This window comes from Pandoraea sp. 64-18 (genome assembly GCF_001899225.1).
Taxonomy (GTDB): Bacteria; Pseudomonadota; Gammaproteobacteria; order Burkholderiales; family Burkholderiaceae; genus Pandoraea; species Pandoraea cepalis.
In genome coordinates, this window is sequence record NZ_MKVU01000008.1 from 58,918 (window position 1) to 72,296 (window position 13,379).

The window sequence follows — 13,379 nt, forward strand, 5'->3', positions numbered from 1 at the left end:
TTTAACAAAGCGTGGCGTCGGGCGCGTCGATGACGAGGTCAGCACGGGCATAGGCGCAGCACGGCAGCAGCCATCCGTCGGTTTTCTCCTCGCGCGACAGCCCGGGCCACGCGATGCGGTAAGCCACCGGGGCGGGCTCGCCGCCGGTCTGGGCCCGGCAGAGACAGGCGCGGCAGGTGCCGTTGCGGCACAGGCTCGGCAGCTTGATGCCGGCGGATTGCGCCGCGAGCAGAATCGGCGTATCGGCCGGGGCGTCGAAGTGCCAGCCCGACGGCACGAGCGTGACGCGGCAGGAGACCGGCTCGGGCTTTGCGTCGGATGGCGCGGGGTCGGGCGTGAAACGGTCCAAGGGTGACGAGCTCGGGAGGGACAGGAACGAGGATGGTGCACGGCGCATCCAGCGCCAACGCGCTACCATACTCCGTTCGCACAGCTTTTTGTCGCGTTTGCCCAGTCCGCCGTCGGCCCGCCGGCTGCCAGTGGGTCGCCTCTGGACCTTCTCCGAACTTCGCACCCCATGACCGCTGCTCTGAACGAAGCTTCTGCACAAGGTAACGTCGACGCCCCCCACGCGCGTCTCATCGAGACGGCCGGACTGGAAACGGCTCTGCAGGCGTTCGCCGATGCGCGACACTGGCAGCAGTACCACACGCCCAAGAACCTCGCGATGGCGTTGTCCGTCGAAGTGGCGGAACTGGTCGAAATCTTCCAGTGGCAGACCGACGCCGAAGCCCAGACCGTCATGCAGACGACCGAAGCCCGACACGTCGAGCAGGAACTGGCCGATATCGCCATGTATCTCGTGCGATTGTCATCGGTCCTTGGTGTCGACCTGAACCGCGCCGTGGCAGACAAGCTCGTCATGAACGCGCAGAAATACCCGGCACCGCCTGCGTAATTCGTCTGCCGCCCTTGCGATTGCGACGCGCGCCCCGATAGTGAGCTCGTCCGCCCCCGAATTTCGAACAGTCAACGCCATGTCGCAAACCCCACACGCTTCAACCGCATCCCGCCCCTCGCCAGACGCCGCCCACGCGCACGGTAAATCGCCACGGCGCACCCTGCCCGCGCGTCCGCGCTGGTTGATGCTCGCGCTCATCGCGCTGTTGCATGCTTACATTGGCTGGCGTTTGCTTACGCCGTTACCGGTCGCCGTCGGCTGGAAGGTGGTGGGCGGACTGTGGCTCGCCGCCTCGGTCGCGCTCATTCCGCTCGGTCTGATGAGCCGCGCGATCCAACGGGAGCCGCTCGCGACGCTGCTGACCTGGACCGGCATGACGGCCATCGGCATCTTCTCGACACTGTTCGTGCTCACGGTGCTGCGCGACGTCGTGCTCGGCGTGGCGATGCTCATCTCGGCACTCGACGCGCAACTCGTCGTCCGCTCGGCGGTGATCGTGCTGATGCTCACCGCCATCGCCACGTTGCTGGGCTTCTACAATGCACGACGCCTCGCGCGCGTGGTCGACGTGGACGTACCCATCGCCAACCTGCCGCCCGAACTCCACGGATTCACGATCGTGCAGTTGAGCGACATTCATGTGAGTTCCACGATTCGCCGCAGCTATATCGAGGCCATCGTCGAGGCGGCCAACGACCTCTCGCCCGATCTCATCGCCATTACCGGCGACCTGGTCGACGGTGGGGTGCCCGCCTTGCGCGAGCATATCGCACCGCTCGCGCAGCTTGCCTCGCGCCACGGCACCTACGTGTGTACCGGCAACCACGAGTACTACTCGGGTGCGCCGGCCTGGGTCGAAGAATTGCGGCGCATCGGCCTGACGGTGCTCGAAAACGAACACGTGGTGCTCGCTCACGAAGGCGCGTCGCTGACTGTGGCGGGCGTGACCGACTTCACCGCGCACCATTTCGACCCGGAAAAGTCGAGCGACCCGCTCGCGGCCGTGGCCGGAGCCCCCGAAGGCGTGCCGCGTGTGTTGCTCGCGCATCAGCCACGCAGCGCGCCGGCGGCGCAGGAAGCCGGCTTCGACCTGCAACTCTCGGGACACACGCACGGCGGGCAGTTCTGGCCGTGGATGTACTTCGTGCCGCTGCAACAGCCTTACGTGCATGGCCTGCACCGGCTCGGCCGGCTGGCCATCTACGTCAGTCGGGGGACGGGCTACTGGGGGCCACCCAAGCGCTTCGGCGCCCCGTCGGAGATCACGCGTCTGCGGCTGGTCACGGGCAAGGACTGAGCGCGCGCACGGACAACCGGGCGGGCAAGCGTCAAACGATGGCGCTACAATCGCCGCTTCCCTGAAGGCTCGTCTTTCGAATCCTTGTCGTTGCTTTTTCCGCTGCTCGCCGCCATGAAGTCACTCTCACCCAGTTCCACGCTAGAAACCGTTGCCGTGCGTTTGCGCGGCAAGATTCAAGGCGTGGGGTACCGGCAGGCGGCCGTGCGCGAAGGGCACCTGATTGGCGTGCGCGGTTGGGTGCAGGCACTGCCCGAGGGCGACATTCTCGCGCTGGTGCAAGGCACGCCCGATCAAGTCGACAAAATGCTCGAATGGATGCGGCACGGCCCGCCTGGCGCGCGCGTGACGGCTTTCGAAAGCGAAGTGGAATACACGGGCCGCCGATTCGACCGCTTCGAGCAACTCTGACAGCACGACACCCGCGCACCGCCGGCCTCGCCTATGCCTCGCCTATGCCTCGCTGACGTCGGGCGGGTGCGAATGGCAGACGCTCGGGCGGCCGCTCAGGCAGCACGTTCTGCGAGCAATACGGGGACTATCCGGGCAACAACTCGGGAGGGGAAATCCGAGGGGGAATGTGAAGGGAAACGCGAGGGGAAATTCGGCAGAAAATGCGAAGTGATGGGCAGCGACCGACCGTCGGGTCGCCGCGCATCGCTTCCGTGCGCGTCGAGGCGATGCCTTGCGACGCGCAAAAGCCAGACGTTTTCGCTGACTTAATTCTTGTGACGATAGTTGATGCGGCCCTTGCTCAGGTCATAGGGCGACATTTCCAGCGTCACGCGGTCACCCGCGAGAATGCGGATGCGGTTCTTCTGCATACGGCCGCTCGCATATGCCATCACTACCACGCCGTTTTCGAGCGTGACGCGAAAGCGATTGTCCGGCAATACATCCGAAACGTGTCCGCTGAATTCGATCAGTTCTTCCTTGGCCAATATCGTGTCCTCTTGAGGGTACCGCTCGCGAGAGCGCAGCACCGATGTTACTGAAGGTTCGTTCGCCAATACCGTCGCCGCACCCTGGCGGTGACCGGGTGCACATCGAACGCCAAAAGGAGCCTACCCGGTGGACTGGCCATGACAGCATGGCGGTGCACCGAAACGCGGCGATGGTTCGAAGGAGCAAGGCACATTGCGGCAGTGCCACAATGACGAGCAGTGTGTGTCGGGAGGGCGAAGACCGTGGGGTCTGCGCCATCGGCACAGCGAGTGATCCGGCTCGCAAGACATGGTTGTCAGCGACGCCGATAAAGCTTTTCGCGATCGTCAGGCGATGATCGACGAATTTTCGCCGATCCCGCTAGGATACGCCTTTCTACGTTGCTCGTGGGAAAAAAATGGCATTCGGGCAACAATCTGGAGGGCCCCGGCCACCGCTGAGTTCCGCAATGCACAAAAAGTGGCCGGTCGTGGCGCCCGCGCGGGTCTGCCGCGCGCGGATTCACTCGGGGACAACGCGAACATGACGCGCGGTCCGCCCTCAACTATGCTGTAAGTACCCGCAGCCCGCAGGAGGATGACCATGAAAACAGTCGCTCAGATCCTGAAGTCCAAATCGGTCGACACGGTGTACAAGGTGCGCCCGTCCGATTCGGTACTCGATGCCTTGACCCTGATGGCCGAAGCACGCATCGGGGCGGTGCTGGTCAGCGAAGACGATCACACGATCGTCGGCATCTTCACCGAGCGCGATTACGCGCGAAAAGTCGCCCTCATGGGGCGCACCTCAGTCAATACCCCGGTGCGCGACGTCATGACCTCAGCCGTGCGTTACGTCGGCCCCGAGCAGACCAACGACGAATGCATGTCGCTGATGACAGAACATCGCATTCGTCACCTGCCTGTCATGAAAGACGGCGAACTGATGGGCCTGCTTTCCATCGGCGACCTGGTCAAGGCGATCATCACTGAACAGCAGTTCACCATCGACCAGTTGGAGAATTACATCATGGGAGGTGGCGCCGCGCTGGCGGGCCGCACACCGTCGCGGCCGAGCTGACCTGACGATCACGGCAGCGCAATCAGGGATACAGCGCCTCATTCGAGGCGCTTTTTTCGGGTCGCGCCTCAAAATGTCGGCACCCGCCCGCCTGACGCCCCCGCCCGCTCACGGGCAGGCCCGTGGCATCGTCGCCTCGGCGGTCAGGAGCGGCCGCCCCCCCTGTTGGATAACGACCTCAAACAGCGCTCAAATCGTAAATCGTTAGTAAGTTCCCACTTTTCGTGACGCATGTGCAGAACATGCCCGCATGCCTCGTCTGGCGAGACGATAATCGATGGGCGCCCCGAAAGGGCGACAATGCGCCTGAAACCGTCGTCGCGGTACGCGCCACGCCATTACAAACGCTTACCTTTTCTTACAGCACAAAGGTCTGCGGAACCCTACATTCCGCGTCGTGGTCGCAATAGACTCACCACAGGGTGCGCAGTGTCACCGCGAACGTCGGTGATGGCGCATTTACCTCACGCTCACGAGGACGAACCAAAATGAACATCAAGACACTTACGGGAATCAGCGCGGCACTGGCCGCCCTCATGCTGGCCGGTTGCGTTGCACCGGGCCCGCAGTATGGGTATCAGCAACAGGGATACCAGCAGGGCTATCAGCAACCGGGGTATCAACAGGGCTATCAGCAGCAGCCGGGCTACCAACAGGGGTATCAGCAGCCGCAACAGCAGCAGATTCCGGGAGCACTGTATGGCCGCGTCGAATCGATCGAGCAAGTGAACGGCGCCAATAACAGCCCGAACATCCTCGGGACGGTGCTCGGCGGCGCGGCGGGCGGCCTGCTCGGCAATACGATGGGCGGCGGGCGTGGGCGCACTGCGACCACCATCGGGGGTGCCGTGATCGGCGCCATCGCCGGGAATCGCATCGAGAACGGCATGGGTCAGCCGAACGTGCTGTACCGCATTACCGTGCGCCTGGACGACGGTCGCGTCGCGACGGTCACGCAAGCGCCGCCGCTGCGCGTTCAGCAGGGCCAGCGGGCCGCCGTCGCGAACGATATGGTGTATCCGTACTGATCGCTCGCGCGTTATAGCAACGGCAATCGCCAAAAACAACGCCCGCCGGTGTCATGCCGGCGGGCGTTGTCGTTTGACCCGCGCGCAATGCTCAATCGTCAGCGGGTGAGGCCGCCTCGATCTCGCGCCGAACGAGAAACAGCCGTGTATCGAACTCGAGTTGACGGTACCGAGGCTCCATAAACTCGCACAGGCGATAGAAGGCCTTGTTGTGGTCGCTTTCCTTGAGGTGCGCGAGTTCGTGCACGACGATCATGCGCAGAAACTCGGGCGGGGCTTCGCGGAACAATGAGGCGACCCGAATCTCCTTCTTGGCCTTGAGCTTTCCACCCTGCACCCGCGAAATCGCCGTGTGCAGCCCCAGCGCATGATGCACGACGTCGATCCTGGCGTCGTAAGCGACTTTGTGGATGGGCGGTGCGCTGCGCAAGTAGTCCTGTTTGATTTGCGCCGTGAAGTCGTACAGCGCGCGGTCCGTCTGCACGGTGTGGCGCTCGGGATAGCGCCGGTCAAGATGCGCGGCCAGCTGGCCCGCGTCGATCAGTTCGCGCACTTGTGCCAGCACGCCCGCCGGATAGGCCGCAATGAAGCGCATGGGGTCCTTCGGCGCGGGACGCCACGGCGTGAGCACGGATGTCATGGGTGGCACACCCCGCCGGCTCGGGCCGCACTGGCGGCACGCACAATGCGGGGCGCAGCGCTCAATGGTGATGGTGATGCGACCATAGCGGGTCCATCGAGTCGACGAACGACGCCACTGCGCTCTTGTCGCCCGTGGCATGACGCATCAACTGACCGCACTTGCACCAGCCCTGATACGGCGTGATGTGCGAACACGCGGTCGTCTTCTGCAGATACAACGTGACCGGCTTGGCGCACTGGGTGCACTTGAACTTGAGAGTGAGGGCAGGTTTGCTCATGAGGAATTCACCACGGCGCGCGTCGACATGGCGTGCGCAAAGCCGGTATTGTACCGGCAACGCCCGCTGATCCCCTGACACCGGGCAACGGCCGCGGCCTGCCGCACACGGCGGCGCACGTCGCCATCTTGCCGCCCTTCGCGAAAGACCGTCCGTAAACGCAAGAAGCCGGATGTCGTGAAAGACAGCCGGCTTCATGATGCGATTTGCCGAATCTGACGCCGGCGGGCGTCGATGTGTCGATGTCACACCGCTGCCGTGAGATGGCGTCCCCTAGGGGATTCGAACCCCTGTACTCACCGTGAAAGGGTGATGTCCTAGGCCTCTAGACGAAGGGGACGTAAACCGTCATTCGTTTGGTGGAGGTAAGCGGGATCGAACCGCTGACCTCTTGCATGCCATGCAAGCGCTCTCCCAGCTGAGCTATACCCCCCGCGCGAAGAGGCGTGACTATAGCGCATTTGATCGCGACCGGCAACTGCTCGACCCCAGCACGGCAGGCGCCCTGGCAGGATGTTGAAGATCGCGCGACGCGGGTAGAATCGGCCGCACGGCGCCCGACTCGGGCGACGCGTGGCGGATGCGGTCGCAGCCGCCGTAGACTCCTGACGGAAGACATTCTCATGAAGAAAGCCGCCGCCCTGGCACTAATGGTCGCCACGAGTTGGGCGCATGCCGAGAAGATCGGCGACGTCGATACCGCGTTCAAGCTCGTGGGGCCGGATCACAAGATTGTCGTCGATGCCTACGACGATCCGAAGGTACATGGCGTGACCTGTTACGTGTCGCGCGCAAAAACCGGTGGACTCAAAGGCCTGGTCGGGCTTGCGGAAGACAAGGCGGAAGCCTCGATTGCCTGTCGTTCGGTCGGGCCGGTGTCGTTCGAAGGGACACTGCCCAAGAAGGAAGAAGTCTTCTCGGAAGGCCTGTCTCCGCTCTTCAAGAAGCTGCGCATCGTGCGCATGGTCGACAAGGCGCGCAACACACTCGTCTATCTCACCTACTCCGACAAGCTCATCGACGGCTCCCCGCAGAACAGCGTGACCGCCGTTCCCGTGGATCGCGCAACGCCGATCCCGATGAAGTGAATGCCCCGCTCGGCGGCTGCGCGACCGGTGTTATCCGCGCAGCAGGCCGAATCGCTTCAACTTTCGATAAAGCGTATTCCGACTCACGCCGAGCTTGCGCGCTGCGGCACTGACCTGCCCCTGACAGGCATCAAGTGTTGTGCGCAACGCCTGGCGTTCCGCCGCTTCCAGGGGCGCCTCCGCCGGCGGGTCGACCGGGGGAAGCCCCGATGCGTCGCGCAATGCGTCCGGCAGGTCGTCCAGCGTGATGACGCCGCGCTCGCTCAGCGCGACCAGCGTTCGAATCACGCTGCGCATCTGACGCACATTGCCGGGCCACGGATACGCGCACAGCCGATCCCGCGCGGCGTCCGTCAGGCCGATGGGACCTTGAGGGCAGGCCTGCGCCAGCAGCGTGTGCATCACGTCGACTTTGTCGTCGCGCTCGCGCAGCGACGGCACGCGAACCTCGAGGCCACTCAACCGATAGAAAAGATCTTCGCGGAACTGCCGCTCGGCAATCCGTTCGGACAGATCTCGGTGCGTTGCACTGAGCACGCGAATATCGAGCGGCACCGGTTCGCCACCGCCGAGCGGCGACACCCTGCGGTCTTCGAGCACGCGCAGCAAACGGGTTTGCATGGCGAACGGCATATCGCCGATTTCGTCGAGAAACAGCGTGCCGCCGTTGGCTTGCCATAGCTTTCCGGCCATCCCTTCCTTGCGCGCCCCGGTAAAGCTGCCGCCCACGTAGCCGAACAGTTCGCTCTCGATCAGCGACTCCGGAATCGCCGCGCAATTCAACGCCACGAACGGGCCGCTGGCCCGTGCGCTTGCCGCATGCACGGCGCGCGCGAAGACTTCCTTGCCGCTGCCGGTCTCACCGCGAATCAGCACCGGCACGTCATGCGCGAAAACGCGGCACGCACGCGAAAATTCACGCGCCAGCACCGGATCGGAAAACGGCTCGACCGCCACCTCATGCGGCACGCTCACCGCACGCGTTGCCCGGCGCGCCGCACGCAACGGCGAACGCACCATCGCCACCAGCGCCTCGCCCGTATGCGTCCGAATCGGCCAGCACGCACTCGGCGCCGGATGCGCTTGCGCGAGCAGGGTGTCGAGCGCTTGCGCGAACCATCGATCCACGCGCGTGCCCACCAGCGCGTCGCGCGTCGCGCCGAGGCGATTCAGTGCGCTCTGATTGGCAGCGAGAATATGGCCGGCGTCGTCGAACGCAAGCAATGCTTGCGCGAAGTCACCCAAATGGTCGCCAGGTTCCTGCAACTGCAGCAGCCACTCGTCGCGATAGTGCTGGAAAAAATAGTCGCGCTCCACGACTTTGGCCGACAGGTTCACGAGCGCCAGCGTATGAAACTGGCTTTGCCGGGTCTCATCGGCGCTCGTCGACGAGACATCGATCACGGCAAGCAAGTCCCCTTGCGGCGCGAAGACAGGACTTGCCGTACAGGTGAGCGGCGTGTGCAGCGCGCGGAAGTGATCTTGCTGGCAGATGATGACGGGCGCACGCTCGACCACGCAGGTGCCGATGCCGTTGGTCCCTTCGCACGACTCGCTCCAGTCGGCGCCCGGCCACAAGCCTGCGCGGTGGAAGTCGTCGCGCGTGTCGTCGTGCAGCCGGGAGTCGAGGATCACGCCGTCAGGGGCCGTGAGCAGCACGGCCTGGCGCGGATTCATCAACTGACGCTGCAAACGCTCGAGCACCGGCATGGAGACATGACACAGCCGCTCCATCGCGCTGCGCCGCTCACGCAGTTGCGACGACGCCAACACCCGCGGCGTCATGCGCGCCCCCGGATCGAGCGCATAGGTGTCGAGACATCGGCGCCATGAACTCGCGATGTTCGGGTCCGTCGCCGTCGCGACGGACGACAGGTGACCTTGTACGACATCCTGCACACGACGCGCGTGCGCGGATTCTGTCTTGGCTGGCATTGGTCGTCTCCCCCGTGCCGGATGATCTCGTAGTCGTTCCCGAAGCATGTCCCATGCCGGAGGCGATTGCAATGCGGTATGTCAATCGATGGCCATTGGGCGATTGCCTGTCATGAGGATGAGACAACCGTGTCATGGCACGAGACAACCCTGTCTCGGATTCGGCACACATCGCCCGTTGTCGAACCGGCGTCTGGCCCGTGAATCGGCGACCGGCCCCGGGTGGCCCGCGACTTGCTTATTGCCCTGTGTGGCCGCCGCGCCACCGACACGACAATTATCCGGAGACACACCATGCGATACGCCCCGCCCGGCACCCCCGGTGCCCTGCTGACTTTGCAGACGCGCTACGAGAACTACATCGGCGGCAAGTTCGTTCCGCCCGTGGAAGGCCGTTATTTCACCAACACATCGCCCGTCACCGGCGGTGTTATCGGAGAGTTCCCACGCTCCAACGGGGCGGATATCGAGCTGGCGCTCGATGCGGCACACGCGGCGGCGCCCAAATGGGGGAAGACGTCGGTGCAGGCGCGCTCGCGCATTCTGTTGCAGATTGCCGACCGGCTCGAAGCGCACCTCGAACGGTTCGCCGTGGCGGAGACGTGGGACAACGGCAAGCCGGTGCGCGAGACGCTCGCGGCGGATCTGCCGCTGGCGATCGATCACTTCCGCTACTTCGCCGGTTGCATTCGCGCGCAGGAGGGCACCGCCGCCGAGATCGACGAGCACACGGCCGCGTATCACTTTCATGAGCCATTGGGTGTCGTCGGCCAGATCATTCCCTGGAATTTCCCACTGTTGATGGCCGCGTGGAAGCTCGCGCCGGCGCTCGCGGCCGGAAACTGCGTGGTGCTCAAGCCTGCCGAGCAGACGCCGCTCTCGATCACGCTGTTCGCCGAGCTGGTCGGCGATCTGCTGCCGCCCGGCGTGCTCAACGTCGTGCAGGGCTTCGGCAAGGAAGCCGGGGAAGCGCTGGCGACGAGCCGTCGCATCGCGAAAATCGCGTTCACCGGGTCGACGCCGGTCGGTGGCCACATTCTGTCGATGGCGGCGGCCAACCTGATTCCGAGCACGGTCGAGCTGGGCGGCAAGTCGCCGAATATCTTCTTCGACGACATCATGCACGGCGAGCCGGCGTTCATCGAGAAGGCGGCCGAAGGTCTCGTGCTGGGCTTCCTGAATCAGGGCGAGGTGTGCACGTGTCCGTCGCGGGCACTCGTGCAGGAATCGATCTACGAGCCCTTCATGGAAGTGGTGATGGCGCGGGTGGCGCGCATCAAGCGCGGCGATCCGCTCGATACCGACACGGCCGTCGGCGCGCAGGCGTCGCAGCAGCAGTACGACAAGATCCTCACGTATCTCGATCTCGCCCGCAAGGAAGGCGCACAGGTGTTGACGGGCGGGGGCATCGAAGCGCTGGGCGGACCGCTGGCGTCGGGCTTTTACATTCAGCCGACGTTGCTCAAGGGCGATAACCGCATGCGCGTATTCCAGGAAGAGATCTTCGGCCCGGTCGTTGGGGTGACCACGTTCCGGGACGAAGCGGAAGCGTTGGCGATCGCGAACGACACCGAGTTCGGCTTGGGCGCCGGGGTCTGGACACGCGACATCAATCGCGCGTATCGCATGGGCCGCGGCATTCAGGCCGGACGCGTGTGGACCAACTGCTACCACCTCTATCCGGCGCACGCCGCGTTCGGCGGGTACAAGAAGTCCGGTATCGGCCGCGAGACGCACAAGATGATGCTCGATCACTATCAGCAAACGAAGAATCTGCTGGTGAGCTACGACGTCAATCCGCTCGGCTTCTTCTGAGTCATCGGGCGATGTGCGACGCATGGCGCGCTGACCCGCGCGCCATGCGATGAGCCGGCAGAACAGGCAGCGATCGAGGCGCCGCTGTGCCGGACGCTCAAGGGATTGCAGGCATCGACGACGCTGGCGACACGGGGCGTTGGCCGAGATTGTTGCGTGCTAACATTCTCATTTTCGTTGCCAGCCAATAGCTATGAAGCGCGCGGTGAAATCTGAGAGTCCGGGGTCTGTCGCGGCGGCGCCCGCCGCCGACGGCCGGCGCAAGTACGATGCCGAACAGACCAAGCAGAACATTCTGGATATCGCGACGCACGAGTTTTCCACGATGGGTCTGTCGGGCGCGCGCGTCGATGCGATCGCTGAGCGCACGCACACGACCAAGCGCATGATCTATTACTACTTCGAGAGCAAGGAGAAGCTGTATGAAGCCGTGCTCGAGAAGGTGTACAGCGACATCCGCGTACTCGAGCAGGCACTGAACGTCGATGCCATGGATCCCGCCGAGGGCATGCGCACACTGGTCGAGTTCGCGTTTGATTACCACGATAAGCATCGCGACTTCGTGCGCCTCGTGGCCATCGAAAACATTCATCAGGCGAAGTACGTCGAGCAACTCAAGACGTTCAAGAACCGCAACGCCACCATCATCAACACGCTGGAATCGTTGCTCGCGCGCGGCACCGCGTCCGGCGAGTTCCGCGCGGGCATCGACGCGGTCGACCTGCACCTCATCATCAGCTCGTTCTGCTTCCATCGCATTTCGAACCGCTACACATGGGCGGCGGCCTTCGGGCGAGACCCGTCTCACGCGCGCTTGCGCACGCAGCATCGCGACACGCTCGTCGACGTCGTGCAGCGTTACGTCGCCGCCTGAGCGGTAGCATCGCGCGTACAGTTAATCGCCCGGCCATCGCGCGAATCACACGACGCCAATTGCGCACTCGCTCGATTCGATCCGTGGTCGAAGACATGCGAAACGCCCCGGACGCCTTGACGGCGTGCCGGGGCGTTTCATTGGCGTGCCACGTCGATCAGCTTGCCAGATCGATCCGCTTGATGTCCCCCACCACGAAGATATAGGACAGCGCGCCGATGATCGCGATGGCGCCGATGAGCGTGAGCGCCCAGACGAACGATCCGGTTGCGGCGACGATGAAGCCGATCACGAGCGGCGTCACGATACCGGCGAGGTTCGCCGCGAAGTTGAAGATACCGCCCGTCAGGCCCAACAGGTGCTTCGGCGCGATGTCCGAGACCAGCGTCCAGCCCAGCGCCGCCATGCCTTGCGCGAAGAACGCTACCGACAGAATCGCGATGACGACGGCATTGTTGTCGACATAGTTCGCCGCCACGATGCTCGATGCGCCCAGCAACCCTGCGATGATCGGCAGCTTGCGGGCCACGTTGGCCGAGAGGCCACGACGCAGCAACCAGTCGGACAGCGAGCCGCCGAACATCACCCCCACCGATGCCGCGATGAACGGCAGGATGGCGAAGAAGCCGATCTTGAGCCAGCCCATGTGACGCTCGGTCGCCAGGTACGTCGGGAACCAGGTGAGGAAGAACACGAGCGTCGAGTTGCCCGCGAACTGGCCGATACAGATGCCGAGCAACTGGCGGCGACGAATCAGCTGACCGACCGTATTCCAACTGAACGGCTGCCGTTCGACGGCAACCGCCGGCGTGGCCGCTTCATCGCCGCGAATGTAGGCCAGCTCGGCGGCGTTGGCCCCCGGGTGATCCTGCGGGTCACGGTAGAAACGCCACCACACCAGCCCGAACAACACCCCCGCTACACCCACGGTGATGAACAACACGCGCCAGCCGAAGGCGCCCGTGATGGCGAAGAGCACCGGCGAGAAGAACGCCAGGCCGATGTATTCGCCAACGGTATAGGTGCCGGTCGCCATCGCGCGCTCGGTCTGCGGGAACCATGTGGCAACGACGCGGCTGTTGACCGGGAAGCAAGGCGCTTCGACCAGCCCCAGTCCGAGCCGGCAGGCGATCAGCCCCGACAGTCCGGTGACGAGGCCATGCGCGAGCGTGCAGATCGACCAGAGCGTCATCGCCAGGTAGTACGTAATCTTGCTGCCGAAGCGGTCGAGGAACATGCCGCCCGGTACCTGCGCGAGCACATAACTCCACGAGAACATCGAGAACACGATGCCCATGACGGCGGCCGACAGCCCCAACTCCTTGGTCAGCTGCGGTGCGGCAACGCCCAGCACCGTGCGATCGAGGTAATTGATCATGGTGCCGATCGCCAGCAGCGCGAGAATCTTGTAGCGCGCGTTGGTTCGTTTCGTACCGGCCGCCACGTTCGGGCCGCCCTTCGCTCGTGCTTCTACGCCTTGAGATCCGGCGCTTTGTGATGGGTAAGACATGTCTCCT

General features: G+C 64.0%; 15 protein-coding genes and 2 tRNA genes. 9 read left to right on the forward strand and 8 right to left on the reverse strand.

What is annotated here, in order from left to right; genetic code table 11:
* Position 1: 1 nt before the first annotated feature.
* The gene (locus BGP02_RS07340) at positions 2–349 is read right to left on the reverse strand and encodes a 2Fe-2S iron-sulfur cluster-binding protein (protein WP_017234642.1); all 348 of its coding nucleotides are present in this window, start codon (positions 347–349) and stop codon (positions 2–4) included.
* 168 nt (positions 350–517) lie between these two features.
* On the opposite strand from BGP02_RS07340, the gene BGP02_RS07345 reads away from it, so the two are divergent.
* From BGP02_RS07345 to BGP02_RS07355, 3 genes are all read left to right on the forward strand, one after another.
* Positions 518–898 carry a nucleotide pyrophosphohydrolase gene (locus BGP02_RS07345; protein ID WP_150563340.1) on the forward strand — a complete coding sequence of 127 codons (381 nt, stop codon included), beginning with the start codon at positions 518–520 and terminating at the stop codon, positions 896–898.
* 187 nt (positions 899–1,085) lie between these two features.
* Positions 1,086–2,198, forward strand: a complete 1,113-nt coding sequence (locus BGP02_RS07350; RefSeq protein ID WP_017234640.1) for a metallophosphoesterase — start codon at positions 1,086–1,088, stop codon at positions 2,196–2,198.
* Positions 2,199–2,312: 114 nt separating this feature from the next.
* Complete coding sequence (locus BGP02_RS07355) at positions 2,313–2,609, forward strand: acylphosphatase (RefSeq protein WP_026132080.1); 297 nt, start codon at positions 2,313–2,315, stop codon at positions 2,607–2,609.
* Between the two features lie 308 nt (positions 2,610–2,917).
* On the opposite strand, the gene infA is transcribed toward BGP02_RS07355, so the two are convergent.
* Positions 2,918–3,139 (reverse strand): translation initiation factor IF-1, encoded by a 222-nt coding sequence (gene infA, locus BGP02_RS07360; protein WP_017234638.1) that lies wholly within the window; start codon positions 3,137–3,139, stop codon positions 2,918–2,920.
* Between the two features lie 292 nt (positions 3,140–3,431).
* On the opposite strand from infA, the gene BGP02_RS07365 reads away from it, so the two are divergent.
* The 3 genes from BGP02_RS07365 to BGP02_RS07375 all read left to right on the forward strand — a co-directional run bounded on the left by BGP02_RS07365 (position 3,432) and on the right by BGP02_RS07375 (position 5,230).
* Positions 3,432–3,698, forward strand: coding sequence for a hypothetical protein (locus tag BGP02_RS07365; RefSeq protein ID WP_286798281.1), 267 nt, complete (start codon positions 3,432–3,434; stop codon positions 3,696–3,698).
* A gap of 27 nt (positions 3,699–3,725) precedes the next feature.
* Positions 3,726–4,202: a CBS domain-containing protein gene (locus BGP02_RS07370; protein ID WP_017234637.1), complete on the forward strand. Its 477-nt coding sequence runs from the start codon at positions 3,726–3,728 to the stop codon at positions 4,200–4,202.
* A 488-nt stretch (positions 4,203–4,690) separates the two neighbouring features.
* Complete coding sequence (locus BGP02_RS07375; protein WP_017234636.1) at positions 4,691–5,230, forward strand: outer membrane lipoprotein; 540 nt, start codon at positions 4,691–4,693, stop codon at positions 5,228–5,230.
* Between the two features lie 91 nt (positions 5,231–5,321).
* Here the strand turns inward: BGP02_RS07375 and BGP02_RS07380 are convergent, their stop codons facing one another.
* The 4 genes from BGP02_RS07380 to BGP02_RS07395 all read right to left on the reverse strand — a co-directional run bounded on the left by BGP02_RS07380 (position 5,322) and on the right by BGP02_RS07395 (position 6,583).
* Positions 5,322–5,825, reverse strand: coding sequence for a M48 metallopeptidase family protein (locus BGP02_RS07380; RefSeq protein ID WP_026132079.1), 504 nt, complete (start codon positions 5,823–5,825; stop codon positions 5,322–5,324).
* 106 nt (positions 5,826–5,931) lie between these two features.
* Positions 5,932–6,150 (reverse strand): hypothetical protein, encoded by a 219-nt coding sequence (locus BGP02_RS07385; RefSeq protein ID WP_017234634.1) that lies wholly within the window; start codon positions 6,148–6,150, stop codon positions 5,932–5,934.
* 264 nt (positions 6,151–6,414) lie between these two features.
* Positions 6,415–6,490 (reverse strand) — tRNA-Glu (locus BGP02_RS07390).
* A gap of 17 nt (positions 6,491–6,507) precedes the next feature.
* Positions 6,508–6,583 (reverse strand) — tRNA-Ala (locus tag BGP02_RS07395).
* A gap of 190 nt (positions 6,584–6,773) precedes the next feature.
* On the opposite strand from BGP02_RS07395, the gene BGP02_RS07400 reads away from it, so the two are divergent.
* Entirely contained in the window at positions 6,774–7,238 is a 465-nt protein-coding gene (locus tag BGP02_RS07400; protein ID WP_017234632.1) for a CreA family protein, read from the forward strand.
* 30 nt (positions 7,239–7,268) lie between these two features.
* Here the strand turns inward: BGP02_RS07400 and BGP02_RS07405 are convergent, their stop codons facing one another.
* On the reverse strand, positions 7,269–9,173 hold the full coding sequence (locus BGP02_RS07405; protein ID WP_017234631.1) for a sigma-54-dependent Fis family transcriptional regulator: 1,905 nt from the start codon (positions 9,171–9,173) through the stop codon (positions 7,269–7,271).
* A gap of 294 nt (positions 9,174–9,467) precedes the next feature.
* Here BGP02_RS07405 and exaC point away from each other — a divergent pair, with 294 nt between their 5' ends.
* Positions 9,468–10,988: an acetaldehyde dehydrogenase ExaC gene (exaC, locus tag BGP02_RS07410; RefSeq protein WP_017234630.1), complete on the forward strand. Its 1,521-nt coding sequence runs from the start codon at positions 9,468–9,470 to the stop codon at positions 10,986–10,988.
* Between the two features lie 193 nt (positions 10,989–11,181).
* Entirely contained in the window at positions 11,182–11,862 is a 681-nt protein-coding gene (locus BGP02_RS07415; protein ID WP_017234629.1) for a TetR/AcrR family transcriptional regulator, read from the forward strand.
* A 157-nt stretch (positions 11,863–12,019) separates the two neighbouring features.
* Here BGP02_RS07415 and BGP02_RS07420 read toward each other — a convergent pair whose 3' ends face one another.
* The gene (locus tag BGP02_RS07420; protein ID WP_026132078.1) at positions 12,020–13,372 is read right to left on the reverse strand and encodes an MFS transporter; all 1,353 of its coding nucleotides are present in this window, start codon (positions 13,370–13,372) and stop codon (positions 12,020–12,022) included.
* Between the last annotated feature and the right edge of the window lie 7 nt (positions 13,373–13,379).

Coding starts and splice junctions, on each gene's coding strand:
- BGP02_RS07415 (WP_017234629.1), top strand. CDS start 11,182: ATGAAGCGCGCGGTGAAATCTGAGAGTCCGGGGTCTGTCGCGGCGGCG.
- BGP02_RS07385 (WP_017234634.1), bottom strand. CDS start 6,150: ATGAGCAAACCTGCCCTCACTCTCAAGTTCAAGTGCACCCAGTGCGCC.
- BGP02_RS07400 (WP_017234632.1), top strand. CDS start 6,774: ATGAAGAAAGCCGCCGCCCTGGCACTAATGGTCGCCACGAGTTGGGCG.
- exaC (WP_017234630.1), top strand. CDS start 9,468: ATGCGATACGCCCCGCCCGGCACCCCCGGTGCCCTGCTGACTTTGCAG.
- BGP02_RS07405 (WP_017234631.1), bottom strand. CDS start 9,173: ATGCCAGCCAAGACAGAATCCGCGCACGCGCGTCGTGTGCAGGATGTC.
- BGP02_RS07375 (WP_017234636.1), top strand. CDS start 4,691: ATGAACATCAAGACACTTACGGGAATCAGCGCGGCACTGGCCGCCCTC.
- BGP02_RS07380 (WP_026132079.1), bottom strand. CDS start 5,825: ATGCGCTTCATTGCGGCCTATCCGGCGGGCGTGCTGGCACAAGTGCGC.
- BGP02_RS07355 (WP_026132080.1), top strand. CDS start 2,313: ATGAAGTCACTCTCACCCAGTTCCACGCTAGAAACCGTTGCCGTGCGT.
- BGP02_RS07370 (WP_017234637.1), top strand. CDS start 3,726: ATGAAAACAGTCGCTCAGATCCTGAAGTCCAAATCGGTCGACACGGTG.
- BGP02_RS07420 (WP_026132078.1), bottom strand. CDS start 13,372: ATGTCTTACCCATCACAAAGCGCCGGATCTCAAGGCGTAGAAGCACGA.
- BGP02_RS07345 (WP_150563340.1), top strand. CDS start 518: ATGACCGCTGCTCTGAACGAAGCTTCTGCACAAGGTAACGTCGACGCC.
- BGP02_RS07365 (WP_286798281.1), top strand. CDS start 3,432: ATGGTTGTCAGCGACGCCGATAAAGCTTTTCGCGATCGTCAGGCGATG.
- BGP02_RS07350 (WP_017234640.1), top strand. CDS start 1,086: ATGCTCGCGCTCATCGCGCTGTTGCATGCTTACATTGGCTGGCGTTTG.